Source organism: Pseudomonas sp. SIMBA_068 (genome assembly GCF_046534705.1).
GTDB lineage: Bacteria > Pseudomonadota > Gammaproteobacteria > Pseudomonadales > Pseudomonadaceae > Aquipseudomonas > Aquipseudomonas putida.
Genome location: NZ_JAWRYI010000001.1, coordinates 645,804 through 669,836, shown reverse-complemented (window position 1 = coordinate 669,836; position 24,033 = coordinate 645,804). Strand labels below are relative to the sequence as shown.

Below are 24,033 nucleotides of genomic sequence, written 5' to 3'. Positions count from 1 at the left end.
GCTTTGCGAGCGGGGTCAGAATGCCGTGTTCGTATAGCTGGTTCATCAATTCCTATCCGGATACAGCTGTAAGGGGCGGAAAGCTATCAAATTGGCATCACTGGATCCACTGATGAACGAGAGATTTGAGTGGTTGATCAGGTAACGGGGAGGTCTGCAATGCGTGGCCGCGTGCAGTACAGGCACCTGCCCTGCGGCCCCGTTACGTGCCGTTGCCCAAGCTTCAATCAAGGTTCAGCCAAGGCTTCAGTTCGGCCCGGTTCGCCAGCACCAGCTGCTGCGCTTCGGGCCTTGCATCATGCATGTTGGGGTTCACCCCGAAGCGCTTCACCACATACTTGACCAATGCCTGGGAGCTGCCCACCACCAACTGCCCGTCGGTCATGCCGTAGTCCACCTCGATGATGGCCCGCTGCGCGGGTGTCAGGCGTTCGTCCGGCTTGAAGATCACATCGACCGGAGTGTTCCATTCCACGTCCTGTTCGATACCATTCTCGGTCTGCTCTTCGTGCACATCTGGCACACCACGGAAACGGCTGAGTACAAAGTCGCGGTACATGCGGTTCTTTTCGCAATAGGCCCGCACATGCCAGCGCATGCCGGTGTACACCAGCGTATGCGGGGCGATGATGCGTCCCTCGAGTTCGGGGGTGTTGAACGACACGTAGTCGATGTCCAGGCGGCGCTTTTCGCGGCAGGCCTTGAGCAACGGCCGCAGGACCTCGGGTTTGACCGAGCGGTCGGGCACCTTCAGCACTTCGGTGTGGGCATAGGCCAAGGCCAGGCCTTCGATATGTGGGGCGCGTTCGTTGTTCTGATTGAGCAGGTCGAGGTAGGCGCTGGCGCTGTCGTCGATGAACAGCGGCTTGAACTGTCGGGTCGGGACATAGCCTTTGATCTGCTTGTCGTAGACCAGGTTTTTCGACGCGTAGTCATTGATGTAGGTGTTGATGTCCTTCGACGCCTGCTGGCGGCTGATGCCGAAACTCTGGATCAGGTGATTGGTGGTCAGCCGACCTTCCCACCAGACCACCGTCTCGATCAACCGGTAGCGCAAGGCCAGGTCCCAGCGGGTTTGCTCCATGCGTTGCGTGCGTTTCATGTCGGCTCCTGTAGGGTGGCAACAAGCACCTTGATAGATGACGTGTCGCCTGATCATACATATCCATCCGTTTGCACATCAAGCCTGACAGATATGTAAAGTAAACAGGCATATGCTGACAGAATCGTTCATCGCCGCTGTGATACAGCGCGATTGCAGCCAAGGGCTTGTCTAGCGCAGCGTCGCCGGCAGCCATGATATCAAATGGCCTTCAACACTCATCCTACCCTGCCCGCAAGCAGCCCGCCGGATATGCACCATTGCTTTACCTGTACAAGTCTCCATTATCGACATGTAGCCTTTATGGACATATCGTTTCGCTTACCGGCAAACTGCCACTACCCAAGGAAGCGTCACATGGAAGCTATCGAAATCTCTCTGCTGGGCGTCTGCGGTATCACCCTGCTGCTGGTGTGTCTGCAGCACGCTCGCCAAGGCGAGATGTGGGACCTGCTGCAAGGGGACCGCGAGCTGGAGCGCTCCGCTCGCATCCATAAACAGGAAAACCGCGAGCTGCAGTCCGCGCTGCGTGCAGAGCGCGAGCATGTGAGCCAGTTGCAGCGCCAGGTTCAGGTGCTGCTCGGACTGGTGCCGGAGGCCTGAGGGCTTTCGTCACCGCGCAGGCGTACACTTGCCATCAGCACAGGCTCAGGAGTTGCTCAATGCCCTACCCCATCGAACAGAAACTGGTCATTGGCGTTGCCTCGAGTGCGCTGTTCGACCTCACGGTCTCGGACGACATCTACAAGACCCAAGGCGTCGAGGCGTACCGCCATCACCAGCAGCAGAACCTGGACGAGCCATTCCCCAAAGGCGTGGCGTTCCCGTTCATTCGCCGCTTCCTGAGTATCAACCAGGCCTTCCCCGAGCAACTGCCGGTAGAGGTGGTGCTGCTCTCGCGCAACTCCCCGGAAACCGGCCTGCGGGTGTTTCGTTCGATCAACCATTATCAGTTGGACATCACCCGCGCGGCGTTCATGTCGGGCCGCTCGCCCTACGAGTACATCCCGGCATTCAACGCCTCGCTGTTCCTCAGTGCCAATGAGGAAGACGTGCAGAAAGCCATCGACGCCAACTACCCGGCCGGGCGGGTGCTGCCGACGCGCATCTACGATGACGAGATCGACACCGAATTGCGCGTAGCCTTCGACTTCGATGGCGTGATTGCCGACGACGAGGCGGAGAGCGTGTACAAGCGCAACGACAACCTGGATGACTTTCAGGAGCACGAGCGTGTACACAAGGGCATTCCGCATTCGCCAGGGCCGCTGGCGGACCTGTACCGCAAGCTTTCGCTGATACGCATGCTGGAGGACCGCAAGCTGGCCGAGAACCCGGACTACAAGCGGATCTTGCGCATTGCAATTGTCACGGCGCGCAATGCGCCTTCACATGAGCGGGTGGTGACGACGTTGAAGGACTGGGGCGTATCGCCGGACGAGTGCTTCTTTCTCGGCGGCATGGAGAAGCCCAGGGTGTTGTCGATTCTGAAGCCGCATGTGTTCTTCGACGACCAGCGCAGCCACTTGCAGTCGCCGGCGGGGGATTTGCCGATGGTGCATGTGCCGTTCGGGGTGGCGAACAGGGGGCGTTCAACGACGCTCTCCCCGCTCGACACGCCTGTGCAGGAGCAGGACGACACCGGCGTTGCCGGTGCCATCCAGCCTGTCTAGCGAGCAACTTCCTCGACCGGGGCATTGGTGGTCGGGCGGCTACGCTGCCCCAGCAACGCACGCGCCGCCAATGCCGCCACCACCAAGCCAGGGGACGCCGCCAGCAGCAGGCCACCTACTCCCGCACCCGCCGCCAGGATCTGCCCTGCGGCCAACGGGCCGGCCATCGAGCCCAGGCGCCCTACCGCCACAGAAGCCCCCACGCCGGTCGCGCGCACCTGGGTCGCATACAACGTCGGCGCAAGCGCATACAGCACCAACTGCCCACCAATGGCGCAATAGCCCGCAGTAAACCCGGCCAGCAACATCAGGCCAAAAGTGCTCGACAACCCCAAGCCCGCCAGCGAGACAAGCATGCCGGCATAAGCGATGAACACGGCCCGCCCGGCGAAGCCCCGGTCCATCATTCGCCCGGTGAGGAACGAACCTGCAGCGCCGCCCAGGTTGAACAGAATCTGTACCGCGCCCGCCTGTGGCCGGCTGTAGCCTTGCCCAATCAACAGAGACGGCAACCAGTTGAGCAGCATGTACAGCACAGTAAGCGTGAAGAAGCACGCCACCCACAGCAACAAGGTGCGGCTTGCCTGGCCCGGCCCGAACAATTGGCCCAGCATGCCGTTGCCGGCTGCGCTGGCCGCGGGCTGGGCACGGAACGCCTGGGACTCCTTCAGCCATACCATCAGCACGAAGGCAATCGCGATGGGGGCGATACCACCCACGTAGAACACCGTCCGCCAGCCTTCGCCCAGCCCGGCCATGCCGATGACCGACGCGATCGCCCCGCCCAGGGGCACGCCGCAGTAAGTCAGGCTCACCGCCGTGCTGCGCAGGCGCTCTGGTGCGGCCTCGCTGGCCAGGGCAATCAGGATCGGCAAGGCGGCCCCCAACCCCAACCCGGTCATCAGCCGTGCGATCAGCAGCGTGGTGTACGTATCAGCGTGGGCGGTACCCAGGGAGAAGCCGCCGAACAACAGTACTGCCACGATCAGGATGGCCTTGCGGCCCAGCCGGTCGGCCAGCCAGCCCCCAATAAACGCACCGGGCAGCAGCCCCAGCAGCCCGGCACTGAACACCCAGCCAAGCATGGCCGGGGTCAGCGCGAATTCCTTGGCCATGTGCGGCGCTGCTACCCCGGTGGCCTGAAGGTCCAGCCCCTCCAGCAGCGCCACCAGAAAACACAGGCCGATCGTAAGTACCGGCTTGCTTGAAGATGAGGATGAATGACTCATGTGTGGCCCCTTTTGTTGTTATGGGTCGGGAAGTCAAAGCCTGAACGTGGCACGCAAGGAAACGAACGACGAGTCTTCGCCGCCGGCTTCCTTGATGGCAGCACCGACGTCGTAGTACTTCATGTCGAGATCCAGTGTGAGGTTGGGTGTCGCCAGCCATCGGGTGTTGGCACGGTAGATGGTGCCCACATGCCGACCGGTGCCACGGGTGTTGGCCAGCAGGCTCATGCCAGGCATGTACACGCCATCTTCTTCGCGCTGCTTCCACACCTCGAGCACACCTTGTTCGAAGCGCACCGTGCGCCAGGGCGAGAAGCCGAACGTGGGCCCGACCACGATCACGTTGCTCAAGGTGGTCAGGCTGGCCTCACCGTAAACGCCGTTACGCGGGAACAGCGGGTCGAAGGTGCCGACCTTGCCGTCGCCCAGGTCACTGTCACCGCTGGCGGCGTCGACACGCATGCCCAGGCGTGGCTGCCAAGGGTGGTCGAAGGTGTAGCCGCTGTCGCTCGACACCGCCCAGGCACGGATCGAAGCGCCGCCCAGGTGGCCACCCTGCCCGGCCAGGTTCCAGCTCCAGTCCAAGGCCTGATAGCGGCCGAACAGGCGGGTGCCGTAGGTGTAGCGTTGCTCATCCCCCGTCTCGCCAGCCAGGCTGCGGTCGTCGGTTTCGAGGCCGAACGCAAACAGGTCCATGTTCCACACGGCCGTCAGCGGCAAGGTGCCGTACAGGCCGTAGAACTTCACCGCATTGTTGCTGCCGTCGTCCCAACTGTCTTCGCCTGTTTTCAGCGGCCTGACAGCGAAGGCATCGAGCTTGCGCCCGTCCTTGAGGTTGAGGCTGGCACGCACGCCATCGAAGCTCAGGCGCAGGTTAGGGACATCCCGGTAGGTGACGAACACCTGGTCACCAAAGGCCATCTCCTGGCGCCCGACCCGCGTGGTATAGCGCCCTGCGGCAAAGTCGTGGTTGAAGTCGATGAATGCCTGGCGGATTTCATTCCGGCCTTCGTCATTGGGTGAGTACAGGTCTTTGCCGAACGCCCGGGTGTTCTCTACCTGCACGAAGGTACGCAGGGCATCATCGAACAGGTGCAGGTCGGCATGGGCTTGCAACCGTTGCAACAGATAGGAATCGTCTTTCAGGCCACGCAAGCCGAAGAAGGGCTGGTTCAGCGCATCGGCGCGGTAACGCGCCTCGGCCCCCAGTTGCAGCCAGGCCGACTCGGACAAGCGATGGTAGCGCAGCCCGTCGAACGGGTCGCTGGCCTTGGCGGGGTCATCCAGAAAACGGTAGTCCTCGACCCAGCGCGGAGCGCCGGGCCGGCCTGGCCGGCTGTCTTCAAGCGGGCTGGCCGCTTGCACGTACTGGCACAGCGAAAGCAGCACAACGGGCACCAACGCCCGGTTCAACGGCCTCGTCATCAGAATTTCCCTTTACTTGTTTTTATAAAATTGGATAACTCTGTTAACGATTATTTTTGTTAATCATATTGCCGTCAATAGCCAATCGACGCCCGCAAGAGGCACGCGCCATTCTGCGTTCGCTGATCGAACACAAATGCGCACAAGGGCTGCGACAAGGCGCCATTGGTGGCTAGTATTTGTCCTGCGCGGCTTCTGACCCGCCGTCTTACGTGCAAAAACCCTCATTAAAACAACAAGAGCATCTACATGAACTGCCTCAAACCCCTTGCCGCCCTCGGCCTGCTCATGCTCGGCGCCAGCCAGGTTATGGCTGCGCAAACAGTTAAGCAACCAAACATTCTGCTGATCGTCGCCGATGACCTCGGCTTTTCCGACCTGTCCGCCCTGGGCAGCGAGATCCAGACCCCGCACCTGGACAAGCTGCTGGCCGACGGCCGCCTGATGCTGGACTTTCATGCCGCGCCCAGTTGCTCCCCCACCCGGGCAATGCTGATGTCGGGCAATGACCCGCACATTGCCGGGCTGGGCATGATGGCCGAAGCACGCAAGCGCCTGCCGGCCGGCGCCGAAGTGCGTGCGGGCTACGAAGGCGTGCTCGGTGCCAACGTCGCCACCCTGGCCGAACTGCTGCACGATGCCGGGTACCGCACCTACATCTCCGGCAAATGGCACCTGGGCATGCAGCCCGCGCAGCAGCCGCAAAACCGCGGCTTCGACCAGGCCTACGTGCTGCTGGAAGGGGGCGCTGCGCACTTCAAGCAAGCCAACATGGACTTGCAGTCGAACTACAGCGCAACGTTCCAGCACAACGGCAAACCCGTCGAACTGCCCGACAACTTCTACTCCAGCACCTGGTTCACAGACCGCCTGATTTCCGCCATCGACGAAGGCAAGGCCAGCCAGAAACCCTTCTTCGCCTTCGCCGCCTACACCGCGCCACACTGGCCCTTGCAGGCGCCTGAAAAATACCTTGCGCAGTACCGCGGCCGCTACGATCAGGGCTACGAGGCCATTGCCCACGAACGCCTGGAGCGCCAGCGCAAGGCCGGCCTGGTGCCGGCGGACTTCCCGCGGCAAGCGCAACTGGAGGGTGTGCCGAGCTGGGCGTCACTGACCGTTGAGCAGCAACGCCAGTCAGCGCGCACCATGGAGGTGTACGCGGCCATGGTCGCCGCACTGGATGCCGAAGTCGGCCGGCTGGTAGATCACCTGCGCAAGGCCGGCGAGCTGGATAACACGCTGATCCTGTTCATGTCCGACAACGGGCCGGAAAACGCTACCCGCGTCGACCCGAACTGGATCAGGCAGCATTTCGACAACAACCTGGACAACTACGGCAAACGTGACTCGTTCCTGATGATCGGCGCGGCCTGGGCCCAAGTCAGCGCCCTGCCCAGCCGCCGCTACAAGATGACTACCTACCAGGGCGGCATCCGCGTGCCCGCCTTTGTCTATTACCCGGCAACGATCAAGCCCGGGCGCAGCGAAGAACTGGCCAGTGTCAGGGACATCATGCCAACCCTGCTGCAACTGGCGGGTGCCCCCATGCCCGGCATCAAGTACCGGGAACGCGATATCGTGCCGCCGCAAGGCACGTCGGCGTTGGGCTACCTGCAGGGTCAGGACACGCGAATTCACGCCGAGGACGAAGCCCTGGGCTGGGAAATCAACGGCAGCGCCTCGTTGCGCAAAGGCCCGATGAAGCTGCTGTGGGATGCCACCGATGGCAAGCCAGCCTGGCACCTGTACGACCTGGGCAAAGACCCCGGTGAGCACCACGACATCGCTGCCGATCACCCCGAGCAGGTCGCCAGCATGCTGCGCGACTGGAAAGCGTATGCGCAGCGCAGCAATATCGCTATCGACGCTGATGGCCGCCCTGCGAGCCCTGCCAAACCGGCCACCCCGGCCGTGGCCAGCAAGCCATGATTGCCCGAGTAGCCGGCTGCGCACTGGTGGCCGCCGGCCTGCTCGCCTTGGGCTACAGCGCCTGGCCAGAAGCCCCGGCGCCGGTGCTGCTGTGCAACGGCTACAGTGGCCTGCCCGCAGCGCGCCAGGGCGCCTGGCGTGACGGCATGGTGCGCCTGCCAGGCGGCACGTTCAGCTTTGGCTCGGACCGTTTCTACGACGAAGAAGGCCCGCCACAGGCGGCAAGCGTGTCGGGCTTCCGGATCGATGTGCATCCGGTCACCAACGCCCAGTTTGCACGTTTCGTAGCCGCTACCGGTTACCTCACCCATGCCGAACGGGGCATCCGCTTCAAGGACGACCCTACCCTCCCCGAGCACCTGCGCGTGCCTGGCGCAATGGTGTTCCAGCAAGGGCCGGATGTACTCAACCCGGGCTGGCAGTTCGTGCCGGGGGCCAGTTGGCGGCACCCTCAGGGCCCAGGCAGCAGCGTGGCGGGGCTGGAAAACCACCCGGTGGTGCAGGTGGCGCTTGAGGATGCCCAGGCGTATGCACACTGGGCCGGGCGCACGCTACCCACCGAGGCCCAGCTGGAATACGCCATGCGCGGTGGCTTGCAGGATGCCGACTTCAGCTGGGGCAAAACGGAACTGCCCAAAGGCCGGATCATGGCCAATACCTGGCAGGGCCAGTTTCCTTATCACAACGCGGCAGCCGACGGTTTCATCGGCACCGCACCGGTGGGTTGCTTCCCGGCCAACCGCTTTGGCCTGTTCGATGCAGGGGGAAATGTGTGGGAACTGACCCGAACGGGCTATCGTCCTGGCCACGACCCACAGCGTGACGCCGCCCTCGACCCGCCAGGCCCCACCCTGGACCAAAGCTTCGACCCCGCCGAACCTGGGGTGAAAGTGGCCGTGATCAAGGGCGGTTCGCACCTGTGCTCGGCAGACCGGTGCATGCGCTACCGGCCCTCGGCGCGGCAACCGCAGCCGGTGTTCATGGCGACCTCGCACGTGGGGTTCAGAACGGTTCGTGAATAAACGGCAAAGGTGATGCGGCCGCTTCAATGGCCGCCACCTGCCGGTCGAAATCGGGCAGCAGGTAGTCGAAGAAGTAACGGGCACTTTCCTGCTTTTCCAGGCGCTGCGGCGCGTCTACAGGCAGCGCCTGAATGCAGCGGCACGTGCGGGCCCAGGCATAGGCCTGCAAGGCTGTGCCGCACAGTTGCAGGAAGTCGCCCGCAGCCCGGTACGGGTACTCGGGGTCATCTGCTGCGCTGAGCTGCACCTTGGCAAGCACCCCTTCCAGCGTGTCGCAAACCCTGCGCAGCGCATCACCCTCCTCGCCGACGCCAGTTTCCTGCCGCAACTCGACCAGCAGCAGCGCAAAGCCTTCGCCCCCATCACCCAGCACCTTTCGCAGCAGCAAGTCGTTGGCCTGCACTTCATTGGTGCCTTCGTAGATCATCGCAATGCGGCTGTCGCGCAGCGTTTGCTCGATGGCGAACTCGCAGGTGTAGCCATAGCCGCCGAACACCTGCAGCGCCTTGCTGGCCAGGTTGAAACCGAGGTCGGTGAACACGGCCTTGATGATGGGCGTCAACAGCGCTGCCAGCTTCGAGGCCTTGGCCCGTTGTGCGAGGTCAGCTGATGCATCGGCAATATCCAGCCAGTGGGCTGCCCAGTAGCCCAGGGCCCGCATGCCTTCGGTGCGCACACGCAGCTCCAGCAAGATGCGGCGCATGGCAGGGTGCAGGTGAATGGGGTCGGCAGCGCCCTTGGGCTGCCCCGGTGCATTCATCTGCCGGCGCTCCAACGCGTACTCCCTGGCGTACTGCCAAGCCGCCTGCGCATGCGCCAGCCCCTGCAGGCCGACATGCAGCCTGGCCGAGTTCATCATCACGAACATCGCGGCCAGGCCACCGTGCGCCTGTCCCACCAGCCAGCCGCTGGCCCCTTCGAAATGCAGCGCGCAGGTGGCGCTGCCGCGAATGCCCAGCTTGTGCTCAAGGCCATCGCAGTGCACGGCATTGCGCTGGCCATCGTCCAGCCATTTGGGCACCAGCAGCAGCGACAAACCACGGCTGCCCGCCGGCGCGTCCGTTAGCCGCGCCAGCACCAGATGCACGATGTCGTGTGTCAGGTCGTGGTCGCCGCCAGAAATGAACAACTTGTTGCCGGTAACGGCGTAGCGGCCGTCGCCCATGGGTTCGGCGCGACAACGCAGCAAGCCAAGGTCACTGCCGGCCTGAGGCTCGGTCAGGCACATGGTCGGCAGGGTCTCGCCGCTGACGATGCCCGGCAGATAGCGCGCCTGCAGTTCGTCAGACGCATGGGCTTTCAGGCACAGGTAGGCGCCATGGGCGATGCCGGTGTACATGGCCCAGGCGTGATTGCTGGCGAACAGCATCTCCTGCAAGGCAGCGTCCAGCACCATCGGCAGCCCTTGCCCGCCGAGTTCAGGGGCACAGGCCAGCGCCGGCCAGCCACCCTCGACATAGGCACGATAGGCCGCCGCAAAACCCTCCGGCGTGCGTACATTACCGTCGTCCAGACGGCAGCCTTGGCGATCGCCCGGTGCATTCAGCGGGGCCAGCACCTGTTCACTGAAGCGGGCGGCCTCTTCCAGCACCTGAGTGGCCAGGTCGAGATCCATATCTGCATAGGGAGGCATTGCCTGCCAGGCCTGCTCGGCCCGCAGCCAGTGTTGCAGCACGAATTGCATATCCGCCAATGGCGCCTTCCAGGGCATGGGCTACCTCGCGTTCAAGCCGTGAATTGTGGGTTTTCGATCAGCAGCGCCATGCCTTGGCCACCGCCGATGCAGGCGGCGGCGATCCCGTAGCGCAGGCCGTCCCGGCGCAGTTGCCGAGCCAAGGTGTGCACCAGCCGCAGGCCGGTGGCGGCCAAGGGGTGGCCCAGGGCGATGGCACCACCATGAACGTTGAGCTTTTCCACATCGAGCCGCAGCGCCCGGGCCACGGCCAGCACCTGGGCAGCCTGGGCCTCGTTGATTTCGAAACGGTCGATCTGCTCCAGGCGCAGGCCGCTGCGCTCCAGCAGCAACGCGATGGCCGGGGCAGGTCCAATGCCCATGGTGTGCGGTGATACGCCAACGGCCGTAGCCATCAGCAAGCGCGCCAACGGCAGCCGGGTACAGGCTGAGTAGCGCCCCACCACAGCTGCGGCAGCGCCATCGACTACTGCACAACTGTTGCCCGCCGTTTGTACGCCGTCACGGTGCACGGCACGCAGCCGGGCCAACGCTGCAGCATCAGTCGTCCGTGGGTGGCTGTCCCGGCTGATTTCGCTTACGCCACGGGGCAGCTCGATCCCGCGTGGCAAGCACCCTTCAACGTCGAATGTCTCAGCCGTAACACCGACAATTTCCTCATCGAACCAGCCCTGCTGCTGGGCGCGCAAAGCGCGCTGGTGGCTGCGCAAGGCCCAGGCATCCACGCATTCACGGTGCAGGCCGTACTCACGCGCCAGGTTGTCGGCAGTACCGATCATATCCACGCCGGCAGCGGGGTCGTACAGCGCTTCCCAGAGGAAGTCCTTGAAGCCGACCGGCGCACCCAGCCGAAAGCCGTTTCGGTGTTCGTAGGCCGCAATCGGGTTGCGCGACATCGACTCGGCGCCCACGCACAGCACCTGCTGCGCGCCACTGCGCAGCTGCTCGCCGGCCTGGCGCAACAGTTCAAGGCCGGTGCCGCAGATACGTTGCACCGCCAGCGCCGGGACGGCCTGCGGCACGCCGCAGTACAAGCCCACATGGCGCGGCAGGAAGTAGGCATCGAAACTGGCCTGGGCCATGCTGCCGGCGAGCACGCTGTCCACCGCCTGCGGGGCGATACCTGCCCGCGCCAGCACCGCACGCCCGGCCTTGATCCCCAGGTCGATGGGCGACACAGCGGACAGTGCGCCGCCCAGGTCTACCCAGGGGGTGCGCACCATGTCCACAATGGCTGCGTCATCGAACGCTGTACACAGGCCGGCACTGCTCATGACCGGCCCTGTGCGTGCAGTTGAGTCAGGCCTTCACCGCGGTACAGCGCGTCTACCTGCGCGGCCCGCCGCTGCAGCACCGCACGCTGGTTGATCGAACCCTTGTCGGTGATTTCGCCCGCGTCGATCGACGGCGGCTCTTCGAGCAGCGCCAGCCACTCGATGCGGCTGGCGTTGCCCTGGGCGTCACGGTTCAGGCGCGCAAGCCAGGCGGCAAACCAGTTGCGTACCGTTTCGCTGCCCAGCACCTCGGCATCACTGGCATCGGCCGCCAGGCCAGCAAGTGCCCGGCACTCGGGCAAACGCGGGAACACCAGCACCCCAAGGCACTCGCGGTCCGGCGCGGTTACCACGATGTCCTGCACATAGGGCGAGCCTTCCAGCACCGCTCGGTTACGCAGCGGGCCGACACTGACGAATACCCCGGACGACAGCTTGAAGTCCTCGGCGATACGGCCATCGAACATCAGGCCCTGCTCGGGCTGCTGCAGGTCGGCCAGCTTCAGCGCATCGCCCGAGCAGTAGAAGCCCTCCTCGTCAAAGGCCTCGGCGGTTTGCTGCGGCGAACGCCAGTACCCCGGCATGATGTGCGGGCCACGGAAACGCGCCTCCAGCTTGCCGGCCTGGGGCACCAGCTTCACTTCGCATCCCGGCGCCGGCAGCCCCACATAACCGGCCATCGACAACGGCCCGGTGGTGAAGGTGCAGGACGGCGCCGCTTCGGTCATGCCCAGGCCAGCCATCATGCGGATACGCTCGCCACAGTGCTGCTCGGCGATGCGGTCCAGGCGGTCCCACACGCTTTGCGACAGGCCCGCGGCGGCGAAGAAAAACAGCTTGATGCGGGCGAAGAACACCTCACGCAACTGGGCGTCCTGTTCCAGTGCCTTGGCCAGTTCTTCCCAGCCCTTGGGCACGGTCAGGTAGGCCGTTGGCGAGATTTCGCTCAGGTTGCGCAAGGTTTCGCCGAAGCCTTGCGGGGTGGGTTTGCCGGCATCCAGATAGAAGCTGCCACCGTTGTACAGCACGATGCCAAGGTTGTGGCTGCCGCCAAATGTGTGGTTCCAGGGCAGCCAGTCCACCAGCACCGGCGGCTCTTCAGCGAACACCGGGAAGGTTTGCAGCAGCATCTGCTGGTTGGCGCAGAGCATGCGCTGGGTAGTGATCACCGCCTTGGGCAGTTTGGTGGAGCCCGACGTGAAGAGGAACTTGGCGATGGTGTCGGGCCCGGTGGCGGCAAACGCTGCATCGCCAGCAGCGGTGTCGCAGGGTTGCAGCAGGCTGTCGAAGCTCAAGTGCCCACGCCCCGGCGCTTCGCCGCGCATGCTGACCACGGGTACCGACGCATCAAGCACGGCATCGAAGGCGCGCAAAAACGGCTGAGTATCGGTGGTGAACACCAGCCCGGGGGTCAACACCTGGCACACATGCCGCAGCTTGGCAAAGTCCTGCGACAGCAGCGCATAGGCCGGCGATACCGGGCAATACGGGATGCCGGCATACATGGCACCCAGTGCTATCTGCAGATGCTCGATGTCATTGCCGGAAAACAGCGCCAGCGGCCGCTCGGCGCTCAGGCCAAATCCCAGCAGGTGGGTTGCGATGGTGCGCACCTGGCTGAGCATTTGCGCATAGGTGATCTCGCGCCAGGCGCCGTCAGGCTCACGCGCGGCAATAAAAACTGTATCGGGGCGCATCTGTGCCCAGTGCAGCAGCCGGTCGAGCAAACGCGCAGGCAGCGGCGCCAGGGGCTCGACCGGCTGCATGCGCAGGATGCCGTCGGCTTCACTGACCTGCACCTGAGGGTGCCCGATGGACACCTGCCGGTAGGGCGGGCATTGGCCAGGGTCGGACGACCGTAAGCGGGCTTCGGTATTCACGCAGGTTGCTCCTTGTTCTTGTTTTACATCCGCCGCCGCCCGGCGCTGCCGGTGGCGGCCAATCGCATGTTGCTCAGATGGGATAATGCCGCGGGCCATGCTGCAGGGTGACCCAGCGCAACTGGGTGAACTGGTCGACGGCCGTGCGGCTGCCGAAGCTGCCGTAGCCACTCGACTTGACCCCGCCAAATGGCATCTGCGCCTCGTCGTGCACGGTCGGGCCATTGATATGGCAAATGCCCGACTCCACCCGTTGGGCCAGGGCCAGCGCACGGCTGGTGTCGCGACTGAAGATGGCCGACGACAGGCCGAATTCGGAGTCGTTGGCCAGTTTCAGCAAGGCCTCGTCACCCTCAGCGCGCAACACCACCGCCACCGGCCCGAAGGACTCCTCGCGGTACAGGCGCATGCTGCTGTCGACGTGGTCGAGCAGGGTCGGCTGCAGGATGCTGCCATCCAGCTGGCCACCGCACACCAGGCGTGCGCCCTTGGCCACCGCATCATCGATCAAGGCTTTGATGCGCTCACCGGCCGCGCCGCTGACCAGCGAGCCGAGCACTGACGTGCTGGCCTGTGGATCGCCGGCGCGCAACCCGGCCACCTTCACCGCCAGCTTGTCGACGAAGGCGTCGGCGATGCGGCTGTCCACAACCAGCCGCTCCGTGGACATGCAGATCTGCCCCTGGTTGAAGTAGGCACCAAACGCCGCGGCTTCGACGGTAGCGTCAAGGTCGGCGTCGTCCAGTACCATCAACGGGGCTTTGCCACCCAACTCCAGCAAAGCGGGTTTGAGGTGCCGGGCGGCCAGCTCACCGACAATGCGCCCGACGTGGGTAGAACCGGTGAAATTCACACGGCGTACGGCCGGGTTGGCGATCAGCCGCTCGACGATGGCCGGTGCGTCTTCCGGGGCATTGCTGATCACGTTGACCACACCGTCGCCAAGGCCTGCATCGTGCAGCACCTGGCCGATCAGGCGGTGCACGGCCGGGCTCAGCTCCGAGGCCTTGAGCACCACCGTGTTGCCGCACGCCAGCGGCATGGCGATGGCGCGGGTGGCGAGGATGACCGGGGCGTTCCACGGCGCGATGCCCAGCACCACGCCACAGGGCGCACGCAGGGCCATGGCGAAACTGCCGGGCACATCCGAGGGGATCACTTCGCCGGTAATCTGCGTAGTCATCGAGGCGGCTTCGCGCAGCATGTTGGCGGCCAGCTTCACATTGAAGCCATACCAGTTGGCCATGGCCCCGGTTTCACCCGCCACCGCGATAAATTCGTTTGCCCGCGCCTGCAGCAGGTCTGCGCCGACCAGCAAACGGCTGCGGCGCTCGCCCGGCGCCAAAGCGGCCCAGGCCGGGAACGCTGCACTGGCAGCAGCTACCGCCGCATCGGCATCTGCCAGCGTGGCGGCGGCAGCTTGCGACACCCCCTCACCGGTGACCGGGTTGCGGCGTTCGAAGGTACGTCCATCGCTGGCGGGGCACGACCGCCCGCCTATCAGCAAAGGCACCTGCAACATGCTTATTCCTCTTGTTGTACTTATAGGGAATATCCGCAGGCTGTGGCTGGTGATGGCCCAGCCTGCTCGAACTCAGCGCTTGTAGGCCTGCAGGCCCGGCTTGATGCTCTTGTCATCCAGAAATTGCTTCATGCCCTGCTCGCGCCCACCTTCGGTGTCCAGCAGGCGCGACTGGTCGAGCTTGGCGTACAGATAGTCTTCGTTCTGCTCCCAGGTCAGTTCGCGGCAGCGCTTGAAACCGTTCTTGGCCGCACGCAGCACAACCGGGTTCTTTTCCAGCAGGTTGAGCGCCAGTTCGCGGGTGACGTCGCGCAATTGCGCCAGCGGCACGCTTTCGTTAACCAGCCCCATCTCGGCAGCTTTAGGCCCGCCGAACGTCTTGCCGGTCATGATGTAGTACAGCGACTGGCGGTGGCCAACGGTATCGGCCATGGCTTTGCTGACCAGGTTGCCCGGCGGGATGCCCCAGTTGATTTCCGACAGGCCAAAGGTGGCCTCGTCGGCACAGATGGCCAGGTCGCAGGCCACCAGCGGGCTGAAGCCGCCGCCAAAGCACCAGCCGTTGACCATGGCGATAGTCGGCTTGGCGTACATGCGCAACAGCCTCCATTGCCATTGCGAGGCATCGCGGCGGATTTTTTCCTGGAGGATTTCCGGGCCGGCGTCCACCTCACGGAAGTATTCCTTCAGGTCCATGCCTGCCGTCCACGATTCACCCGCGCCGGTCAGCACGAGCACGCCGGCTTCGCCGTCCTGTTCCAGGGTTTCCAGCACGTCGACCATTTCCCGGTTCAGCGTGGGGCTCATGGCATTGCGCTTTTCCGGGCGGTTAAGGGTGACCCAGGCAATGCCCGACTCCAGTTCGACCTTCACGGTAGCCCAGCGGCCTTCGTATTTGCTCATGGTTCTGCACTCTTGTTGTTCGAGGTGGTGAACACCAAGCTAAGCGAGCAAATTAGTTATGTCAATTAACTATTATGAAAATTATCTTTCCTGTGGAGCCTGTGTGCCGGTTGTTTCCCAGTCACTCCCCTAGCCGGATGGCGCCAAGGCAGGCAGACTGGGTAACTTTCTTATCCATGAGCCAGGAGCCTGTACCCAAATGGCAAGGTCTGCCCGCACTACCGAAACCGCTTCCATGCCCGCTGCAGCTGCGGATGGGGTGCTTGAAGACTTGATCGGTTACGCCCTGCGCCGCGCCCAATTGAAACTGTTTCAGAACCTTATTGGCAGGCTCTCGGCGCACGACCTGCGCCCGGCGCAGTTCTCGGCACTGGCGGTGATCGAGCAGAACCCTGGGCTGATGCAGGCAGACCTGGCGCGGTCGCTGGCGATCGAGCCACCGCAGGTAGTGCCCCTGTTGAACAAGCTGGAAGAAAGGGCCCTGGCCGTGCGCGTGCGGTGCAAGCCGGACAAGCGGTCTTACGGAATCTTCTTGAGCAAGGCGGGAGAAGCGCTGCTCAAGGAACTGAAGCAGATCGCCAAGGACAGCGACCGCGAGGCGACCTCGGCGCTGGATGATGAGGAGCGGGACCAGTTGTTGCGGTTGTTGACCAAGATTTACCTGGAGTGACGCTCAGGCGCAGGGGTGCAAACCGGGGACAGCTAGCCCCCTGCGTTGGCCAAAGAGGTGTGCTTTTCATCCTTGAGGCTTACGAACCTTGGCCCGCAGCGATTCGAAGTAACCCTCGTCGGCACGGGCGCCAGCCGCCGTTGCGCCACCCGCAAGCAACAGGTTGCGAAGCTGCATACGGTCCTGTTCCTTACGTATCAGTTCGCGTACATATTCGCTACTGGTGGCGTAGCCTGAAAAACCACCTCTACACCAACCATAAAATGCATTTATTGAATTTTAAACATTTTAAGTAATTCATATTAATAATATTAGCTTAGACACAAAAAGTATTTCAAAACGTTTTTTCATAGAGATATGTTCTCACCAGACCGACCCCTGACTGGCGGAGGCAAAGGAACCTAATACCTCCTTGCGCCTCAGGTCATCACACCCGGCTGCGGTATCCAGGTATCCGAAATCCCACTCGATGCTGGTTATCTGGAAGCTGCAGCATGAAGCCTTTGCCCTACCCTGTTTGCCATCACCTGACCGCCGCCGTTGCATTCGCCCTGTTCACGCCAACGGCCTTCGCCGAGCCTGCCGAAACGCCAGGCGACAAGCTGCCAACAGTCACCGTCACAGCGGAGCACCGTGAAGAGAACCTGCAGAAAACCCCGCTGGCGATCAGCGCCTTCGACGAGCGCACCCTGCAGGATGCGCAGATCAACAACGTGCGGGACCTGTCCGGTCGGGTGCCCAACCTCACCCTGAACCGCCAGTCCATTTCCTACAGCGCACAAACCTACGGCATACGCGGTATTGGCGAGACCGACCCGATTCAGGAAGCGGCCGTTGCGGTATACGCCGACGACCTGTACATCCCGCGGGCGATTTCTTCGATGCTGGACTTCAACGACGTGGAGCGCGTTGAAGTGCTACGCGGCCCACAAGGCACCCTGTACGGGCGCAACAGTGCAGCCGGCGCGATACGGGTAATCACCCGCGACCCGACCCAGCAGGCCCGCGCCTTCGTCGAGCTGGGTGCCGGCAACTACAACGCACAGAACGGGCGCCTGCTGGTCAGTGGGCCATTGGTAGACAACACCCTGTTCGGCAGCTTCTCGGCCATACGCCTGACCCGCGACGGCACCGTGTACAACCGCACCCGCCACAAGGACGTCAACAACATCGACATCCAGTCGTATCGCGGCAAACTGCGTCTGGCCCCGCAGGATTCGCCCTGGGACGTGCAACTGACCCTGGCCGGCACCTTTGACCGTGGCGATACCACCAGCTATACGCCCTTCAACCCTGTCAACGGCCATTTCGACAAGTTCAAGACCTACAGCAGCCTCGACCCGAAGAACAAACTGGACCAGGGCAGCGCGGTGCTGCGGGCAATCTACAGCATCGATGACCACCTGAATTTCAAGTCGGTCACCGGCTGGTCGGAGTTCGACCAGCCGGTGGACTACGACAACTCTGGCCAGGCCAACAGCGGCACCGCGTCGCCGATCCAGAACAACCTGATCACCTACAAGCAGCGCTACGCCACCCAGGAGTTCCAGCTAAACGGCGAATACGACAGGTTCAGCTACACCCTCGGTGTGTACCTGTACAAGGAGCGCTTTCGCGCCGAGCGCGACAGCCTGACCTTTTCGGTGGCGCAAAACCGGGTCAATGCCAGCGGCCAATACAGCACCACCGATACCGAAAGCTATGCGTTGTACGGCCAGAGCAATTACAAGCTCACCCCTCGCCTGTCGCTGACCACCGGCCTGCGCTTCACCCACGAGCACAAGAATTTCGATTACACCAACTACGCCATCACCACCGACCGGGTAATCACCGGCACCAACTTCGCTGCCGAAACCAGCGATTCCTGGGCATCCCTCAGCCCCAAGATCGGCCTGGAGTACGCCTGGAGCGACAACCTGGTGCAGTACGGCTATGTGGCCCGGGGCTTCAAGGCCGGCGGCTTCGACAACCGCGCGCCAACCCGCGCCGCTGCCGAGCAGGGCTTTGATCCGGAAAACGTCACCACCTATGAGGTGGGCTTCAAGGGCGACTTTGCCGATGGCCGCCTGCGCAGCAACATCGCTTTCTTCTATAACGACTACGACGACCTGCAGACCAATGCCTGGGACCCGGCCATCAGCGCCAACCTGCGTACCAACGTTGGCAGTGCCCACACCTACGGCGTGGAGCTGGAAAACACCGTGCTACTGGCACGCGACCTGCGCCTGACCGCCAATTTGGGCTACTTGAAAAGCCAGTACGACGACTTCCAGAACGCCAGTGGCCCGGGCGTGAGCGCCGACGGCAAGAAAATGATCTTTGCGCCGGAATGGAACGCCAGCCTTGGCCTGAACTGGACAGTACCCCTCACCCTGCCGGGTGAGCTGGTGGCCAACACCGACTACCAGTACCAGACCCGCTCCTACGCCAACCCGCTGAACGCCGACATCTACGAAGTACCTGCCCAGGGCTTCTGGAATGCCAGCACCAGTTATGCCAGCGCGGACGGCCACTGGACCACCACCTTGTCGGTCAAGAACCTGCTCGACCGCGCCTACCCGCAAAGCATTGCCTACTCGGCCGCCAGCCGCACCGCCTATTACTCGGTCAACGACCCACGCACCGTGTTGCTGAGTGTGCGCTACGAGCTGTAGCGCCACGCTGAACGGACTCACTTTCCACTTGCAAGGAGAACACACCATGGGCTTGACCCGTAGAGACCTTATTGCCCACCTGATGGCCGCTGGCAGCTACGGCGCCGCGCTTGGCAGCCTGTCCGCGCTGGGCCTGTTGCCTACTGCGGCCACGGCCAGCACCTTCCAGCCGCTGGGCCTGCCGACCACGTCCGGCAACGGCAAGCGCGTGCTGGTGGTGGGGGCTGGCATCAGCGGCCTGGTGGCAGCCTATGAACTTGGCAAAGCCGGTTTTGAGGTGCGCGTGCTGGAAGCCCGCGAGCGAATCGGCGGGCGCGCATGGACGCTGCGCAACGGCGACGAGGTACTGCACAATGACGGCAGCCGCCAGCAGGTGCGTTTCGACAACGGCCACTATTTCAATGCAGGGCCCGCACGCCTGCCCAGCCATCACCTGACCATCCTCGGCTACTGCCGCGAGCTGGGCGTGCCGCTGGAAGTGCTGGTCAACAGCAGCCGCAACGCCCTCGCCCAACCGGACCTTGCGCAACCACCGTTGCTGCTGCGCCAGGCGGTGAATGACACCCGTGGGCACCTCAGCGAACTGCTGTCGCGCAGCATCAGCGGCAAAGCGCTGGACAAGGAACTGGACACCGGCGACCAGAAGGCCCTGCTGGACTTTCTAAAGGTATACGGCGACCTCGACGAGCAGCGCCATTACAAGGGCTCGGTCCGGGCCGGCTATACCCGCTTTGCCGGGGCGGGCGACCAGACCCCGATCCAGCGCCAGCCCGTGGCACTCAGGCAACTGATAAACCCTAACCTGATGCTGCCGCTGGTGTTCGACGAGATCCCGGAGTTTTCCGCCACCATGTTCCAGCCGGTCGGCGGCATGGACCAGATTGCCAAAGCCCTGTACGCCAAGGTGCAGGACAAGGTGCAGCTACACGCCGAAGTGCAGGCGATCCGCACCGGCGACAAGACCAGCCAAGTCACCTGGCGCGACCGGCGCAGCGGCAAGACCCAGGTAGAAACGGCCGACTACGCCATCGTCACCATTCCCCTGCCACTGCTGGCCCGGGTTGACCACAACTTTGGCAAGACGACCCAGGCGGCCATCGCCCAGGCCAAGCCAGACCTGGCCAACAAGGTGGCATGGCAGGCGCCCCGTTTCTGGGAAAGCGAGTTCCAGATCTACGGCGGTCTCTCCTACATCAACCACGAAGCGCGGCTGCTGTGGTACCCCAGCGACCACCTGAACAGTGCCCAGGGCATCTTGGTGGGCACCTACAACACCGGCGAAGTGGCGCGCACATTTGCCACGCGTTCGACAGAGCAGCAACTGGCGTCCTCGCGCCAGGCCGTGGAGTCGCTGCACCCGGGCCATGCCGGCAAGTTGCAGCGCGGGGTGGCGGTGAACTGGTCCAAGGTGCCGTTCAGCGAAAGCCCATGGATTGTCCACGACGTGCTGGCCGAACCCGGCTACTCGCACCTCAACCAGCCCCAGGGCCGCACCTGGCTGGCCAGCGATGCACTGGCCCATGGCGGGGTGGGCATCTGGCAGAACAGCGCTGCGGACTCGGCACGCCATGTGGTCGGGCAGATCGCCCGGCACGCCCTGCAACAGCAACGCGGCGTCGCCGCCTGAACAAGGAACCCCTCTGATGAACAAGACTGCCCTGCTGCTTGGAGCCTTCATGTCACTGTCTGCACTTACCGTCCAGGCCGACACCATCAAGCGTGTCGACCCGCCAGGTTCGAAGTTCCCCATTTCGCAACTGGTTACCGTACCCGCCGGCACCTCGCTGACCTTCGTCAGCGGCACCTTGCCCGACGTTGCCGACCCCAAGGCACCACCACAGACCATTGCCGCCTATGGCAACACCGAAACCCAGACCCGCTCAGTGCTGAAAAAGATCCAGGCTGCGCTGCAAAGCCAGGGTCTGGGCCTGGGTGACGTAGTACAGCTGAGGGTGTTTCTGGTAGGCGACCCGGCCACCGAGGGCAAGCTGGATTTTGCCGGGCTGCAAGCCGCCTACACCGAATTTTTCGCCACTGCCGAGCAACCGAAAAAGCCAACCCGCACCGCCTTGCAGGTGGTGGCCCTGCCCCTGCCGGGCGCCCTGGTCGAGATCGAAGCGGTCGCTGCAAAAGCGCCCTGATACCCCGCTAGCCAATTTCCCCTATTGCTTGCCTGCCGGGGCCACCCGGCGGGCGGCCCCTGTGCACCCGCTGTTCGACAGCGCTCATGGAGAGCGAACATGCTTCACGCCTTGAAACTGCCCAGCCCGCGCCTGCAACCCGCACTGCTGACCATGGCCCTTGGTACCACCGGCCTGGCCGCGCCTGACGCATTTGCCGAGAGCGCTGCCCAGGCCACGGCCCCGTCACAGCTGGGCACCGTGATCGTCACCGGCAACCGCGGCTCGGAAAAACGCACCGTCACCACCAGCCCGGTGCCGATCGATGTGATCAGCGCCAAGCAACTGCAGCAAACCGGCAAGCCCGGCCTGATGGAAGCCCTCAGCGCCACCGTGCCATCCTTCACCCTGCCGGAAAAAACCGGCTGGGACGCCAGCGGCATGGCCCGTGCGCCCAGCCTGCGCGGGCTGAATGCGGCCCAGGTGCTGGTACTGGTGAACGGCAAGCGCCGCCATACCAGCGCCACCCTTAACATCAGCGGCATCCATGCGGGCGCAGCGCCCACCGACCTTGACCTGATCCCCATCAGCCTTATCGACCACGTCGAAGTGCTGCGCGATGGCGCAGCTGCCCAGTACGGCTCCGACGCCATCGCCGGGGTGATCAACGTGATCCTCAAGGCCGACGCTTCTGGCACCTCGGTGACCAACATCGGCCAAGGTTACGACGGCAAGAAGCAGACCGTGCAGCAAGGCTTGAACAAGGGCTTCGAGGTCGGTGACAGCGGCATCGTGCAGCTGGCCCTGGATGCACGCAGCCAGAACGACGACAACAAGGCCAGCGCCAACGGCTACAGCTATGCAGAAGCCTTCGACAAGGCCGGCAAGTCGACCTACGGCGGCTACGGCACGCCGAAGATCAACCTGCTGACCCTGGGCTACAACGCCGAACTGCCGCTAAGCGACGATCTGACCCTGTATTCCTTCACCACCTATTCGCACCGCAAGGCCGAGCAGGGCCAGAACTTCCGCCTGCCGACCATCACCAACACCATCACCACCGGCCCCAACGGCTACCCCAGTGGCTACACGCCCACCTGGTTCATCGAGGAAGATGATGTGCAGGGCGCCTTCGGCGCCAAGGGCAATGCCGGGGAATGGGCCTGGGACCTGTCCAGCACCTACGGGCGCAACGAGGCGCTGCAGGGCACCACGCACAACCAGAACGCCTCGCTGGGCGAGGCCACGCCCAACCATTTCGAATCGGGCACCTGGATTGCCACACAGCTGACCAGCAACCTGGACCTGCAACGCAGCTTCGACATCGGCCTGGACAAGCCGCTTGACCTGTCCTGGGGCCTGGAACACCGGCGTGATACCTATCAGGTGCGCGATGGCGACTGGGCCTCGTGGGCCAACGGCGGCTACTGCCGTGCGCCCGGCGACTGCGCCGCCTCCGGTGCACAGGTCACCAACGGCATCTCGCCGGACGAAGCCACCAGCACCAGCCGCAACAGTGTGGCCAGCTACATCGACGTCGGCTTCAACCCGCTGCCGCAGTGGTACCTGGGCAGCGCGCTGCGCTATGAACACTACAACCGTGGAGTGGGTGCCACCCGCAGCGGCAAGCTGACCACCCGCTACGACTTCACCCCCGAGCTGGCCGTGCGCGCCACGGTCAGCAACGGCTTTCGTGCACCCTCGCTGGCCAACAGCCTGTTCAGCGCCCGCTCGACCACCTACGGCGTGGTCAATGGCGTATACCAGTCGATCAACTACGGCGTACTGCCGGTGGACTCGGCGGCAGCCAAGGCATTGGGCGCCACCGCACTCAAGCCCGAGCGCTCGACCAACTACAGCTTGGGCCTGACCTACCAGCCTGCCCCGCAGCTGTCGTTTACTGCGGATGCCTATGTGATCAATGTGCGCGACCGCATCACGCTCACCGGCACCCTGCTGGGCGACGAAGTGACGCAGGCGCTGCTGGACAACGGCATCGACTCCACCTCTGGCGGACGCTATTTCACCAACGGCGCCAGCACCCGCACCAAGGGCCTGGACCTGGTCGGCAATTTCGACCAGAACCTGGGCAACTGGGGGCAACTGAAATGGACAGCTGCCTTCAACTGGAACCAGACGCAGATCCTCAGCTACAAGGAGAACGTCACCATCCAGGGCACGGACTACAGCCTGATGGACCGCCAGGCGCGCAACTTTTTGACTGAGGTGCAGCCGCACACCAAGTTGATTCTGGGCGCCAACTGGCAACACGAGCGCTGGACCAGCAACCTCACCCTGACCCGCTATGGTTCGTGGCGTGAAGTGAACTCGGCGACCGACCGCAGCCTGGACCGCAAGTACAAGGCGCGCTGGATCACCGATATCGACGTAGGGTACCAACTGACCAAAGACCTCAACCTGGCCGTGGGGGCGCAGAACCTGTTTGATGTATACCCGGAACGGCAGAACCCCAGCAGCAAGACCATGACCAAGGGGTATGGGGCCTATTCGCCTTATGGCTTTACCGGGGGTTACTACTTCACCCGGCTGACTTACAACTTCTGATATGCACCGTTTGCAGACCGGGGCTGCTGCGCAGCCCATCGCGACACAAGGCCGCTCAAGGAAATGGTAAGCCTGACCGATTGAGCCATTGCCGGCAAAATTACCATGGGGGATATCCGCACCGGTGAGCAGACCATCCTCGATTACCTGATCCAGCCGCTGAACCGGGCCAAGGAGGCACTGGTTTCAAGCCATGCAAAGTACCTGTAGGAGCAGCCTTGTGCTGCGAAGTGGCCATAGCTGGCGAAGATAATCGTTAGCCTTGCCGGCCTCTTCGCAGCACAAGGCTGCTCCTACAAGGAAATGGCAAGCCTGAGCGAATGAGCCATTGCCGGCAAAATTGCCAAGATGGATATCCGCACCGGTGAG

General features: G+C 63.4%; 18 protein-coding genes. 9 read left to right on the top strand and 9 right to left on the bottom strand.

The features are described from left to right. Positions 1–223: 223 nt before the first annotated feature. The gene (locus tag SB756_RS03100) at positions 224–1,102 is read right to left on the bottom strand and encodes a helix-turn-helix transcriptional regulator (RefSeq protein ID WP_341796031.1); all 879 of its coding nucleotides are present in this window, start codon (positions 1,100–1,102) and stop codon (positions 224–226) included. 357 nt (positions 1,103–1,459) lie between these two features. On the opposite strand from SB756_RS03100, the gene SB756_RS03095 reads away from it, so the two are divergent. Both SB756_RS03095 and SB756_RS03090 read left to right on the top strand, forming a co-directional pair. Beyond that, positions 1,460–1,705 carry a hypothetical protein gene (locus SB756_RS03095; protein WP_016499054.1) on the top strand — a complete coding sequence of 82 codons (246 nt, stop codon included), beginning with the start codon at positions 1,460–1,462 and terminating at the stop codon, positions 1,703–1,705. Between the two features lie 59 nt (positions 1,706–1,764). Then, positions 1,765–2,775 (top strand): 5'-nucleotidase, encoded by a 1,011-nt coding sequence (locus tag SB756_RS03090; protein WP_341796032.1) that lies wholly within the window; start codon positions 1,765–1,767, stop codon positions 2,773–2,775. On the opposite strand, the gene mhpT is transcribed toward SB756_RS03090, so the two are convergent. Together mhpT and SB756_RS03080 are read right to left on the bottom strand one after the other, a co-directional pair. Continuing rightward, positions 2,772–4,004, bottom strand: coding sequence for a 3-(3-hydroxy-phenyl)propionate transporter MhpT (gene mhpT, locus SB756_RS03085; protein ID WP_341796033.1), 1,233 nt, complete (start codon positions 4,002–4,004; stop codon positions 2,772–2,774). The genes SB756_RS03090 and mhpT overlap by 4 nt on opposite strands. 33 nt (positions 4,005–4,037) lie before the next feature. After that, positions 4,038–5,429, bottom strand: coding sequence for an alginate export family protein (locus tag SB756_RS03080; protein ID WP_156859853.1), 1,392 nt, complete (start codon positions 5,427–5,429; stop codon positions 4,038–4,040). A 249-nt stretch (positions 5,430–5,678) separates the two neighbouring features. Here SB756_RS03080 and SB756_RS03075 point away from each other — a divergent pair, with 249 nt between their 5' ends. Continuing rightward, a complete protein-coding gene (locus SB756_RS03075; RefSeq protein ID WP_341796034.1) occupies positions 5,679–7,361 on the top strand; it encodes an arylsulfatase in 1,683 nt (560 codons plus the stop codon). Further along, positions 7,358–8,383, top strand: a complete 1,026-nt coding sequence (locus SB756_RS03070; RefSeq protein ID WP_410910147.1) for a formylglycine-generating enzyme family protein — start codon at positions 7,358–7,360, stop codon at positions 8,381–8,383. Before SB756_RS03075 ends, SB756_RS03070 begins: the two co-directional genes overlap by 4 nt. Here SB756_RS03070 and SB756_RS03065 read toward each other — a convergent pair. From SB756_RS03065 to SB756_RS03045, 5 genes are all read right to left on the bottom strand, one after another. Next, the gene (locus tag SB756_RS03065) at positions 8,364–10,094 is read right to left on the bottom strand and encodes an acyl-CoA dehydrogenase (protein ID WP_410910146.1); all 1,731 of its coding nucleotides are present in this window, start codon (positions 10,092–10,094) and stop codon (positions 8,364–8,366) included. The two genes, SB756_RS03070 and SB756_RS03065, sit on opposite strands and share 20 nt — an antisense overlap. A 14-nt stretch (positions 10,095–10,108) precedes the next feature. Next, a complete protein-coding gene (locus SB756_RS03060; protein WP_341796037.1) occupies positions 10,109–11,350 on the bottom strand; it encodes a thiolase family protein in 1,242 nt (413 codons plus the stop codon). Next, positions 11,347–13,230, bottom strand: coding sequence for a feruloyl-CoA synthase (locus SB756_RS03055; RefSeq protein WP_341796038.1), 1,884 nt, complete (start codon positions 13,228–13,230; stop codon positions 11,347–11,349). Before SB756_RS03055 ends, SB756_RS03060 begins: the two co-directional genes overlap by 4 nt. A 73-nt stretch (positions 13,231–13,303) precedes the next feature. Then, positions 13,304–14,752: an aldehyde dehydrogenase gene (locus tag SB756_RS03050; protein WP_410910145.1), complete on the bottom strand. Its 1,449-nt coding sequence runs from the start codon at positions 14,750–14,752 to the stop codon at positions 13,304–13,306. Between the two features lie 72 nt (positions 14,753–14,824). After that, positions 14,825–15,655 (bottom strand): p-hydroxycinnamoyl CoA hydratase/lyase, encoded by an 831-nt coding sequence (locus SB756_RS03045; RefSeq protein WP_043199667.1) that lies wholly within the window; start codon positions 15,653–15,655, stop codon positions 14,825–14,827. 199 nt (positions 15,656–15,854) lie between these two features. Between SB756_RS03045 and SB756_RS03040 the strand changes: the two genes are divergently transcribed. Further along, on the top strand, positions 15,855–16,325 hold the full coding sequence (locus SB756_RS03040; protein ID WP_019473961.1) for a MarR family winged helix-turn-helix transcriptional regulator: 471 nt from the start codon (positions 15,855–15,857) through the stop codon (positions 16,323–16,325). Between the two features lie 66 nt (positions 16,326–16,391). On the opposite strand, the gene SB756_RS03035 is transcribed toward SB756_RS03040, so the two are convergent. Then, a complete protein-coding gene (locus tag SB756_RS03035; protein WP_410910416.1) occupies positions 16,392–16,598 on the bottom strand; it encodes a type II toxin-antitoxin system ParD family antitoxin in 207 nt (68 codons plus the stop codon). 221 nt (positions 16,599–16,819) lie between these two features. On the opposite strand from SB756_RS03035, the gene SB756_RS03030 reads away from it, so the two are divergent. The 4 genes from SB756_RS03030 (at position 16,820) to SB756_RS03015 (ending at position 23,664) form a co-directional block, all read left to right on the top strand. Then, entirely contained in the window at positions 16,820–18,979 is a 2,160-nt protein-coding gene (locus SB756_RS03030) for a TonB-dependent receptor (RefSeq protein ID WP_410910144.1), read from the top strand. 46 nt (positions 18,980–19,025) lie between these two features. Further along, positions 19,026–20,606: a flavin monoamine oxidase family protein gene (locus SB756_RS03025; protein ID WP_410910143.1), complete on the top strand. Its 1,581-nt coding sequence runs from the start codon at positions 19,026–19,028 to the stop codon at positions 20,604–20,606. 16 nt (positions 20,607–20,622) lie between these two features. Next, positions 20,623–21,120, top strand: coding sequence for a RidA family protein (locus SB756_RS03020; RefSeq protein ID WP_410910142.1), 498 nt, complete (start codon positions 20,623–20,625; stop codon positions 21,118–21,120). A 99-nt stretch (positions 21,121–21,219) separates the two neighbouring features. Continuing rightward, entirely contained in the window at positions 21,220–23,664 is a 2,445-nt protein-coding gene (locus tag SB756_RS03015) for a TonB-dependent receptor plug domain-containing protein (RefSeq protein ID WP_410910141.1), read from the top strand. The last annotated feature ends 369 nt before the right edge of the window (positions 23,665–24,033 follow it).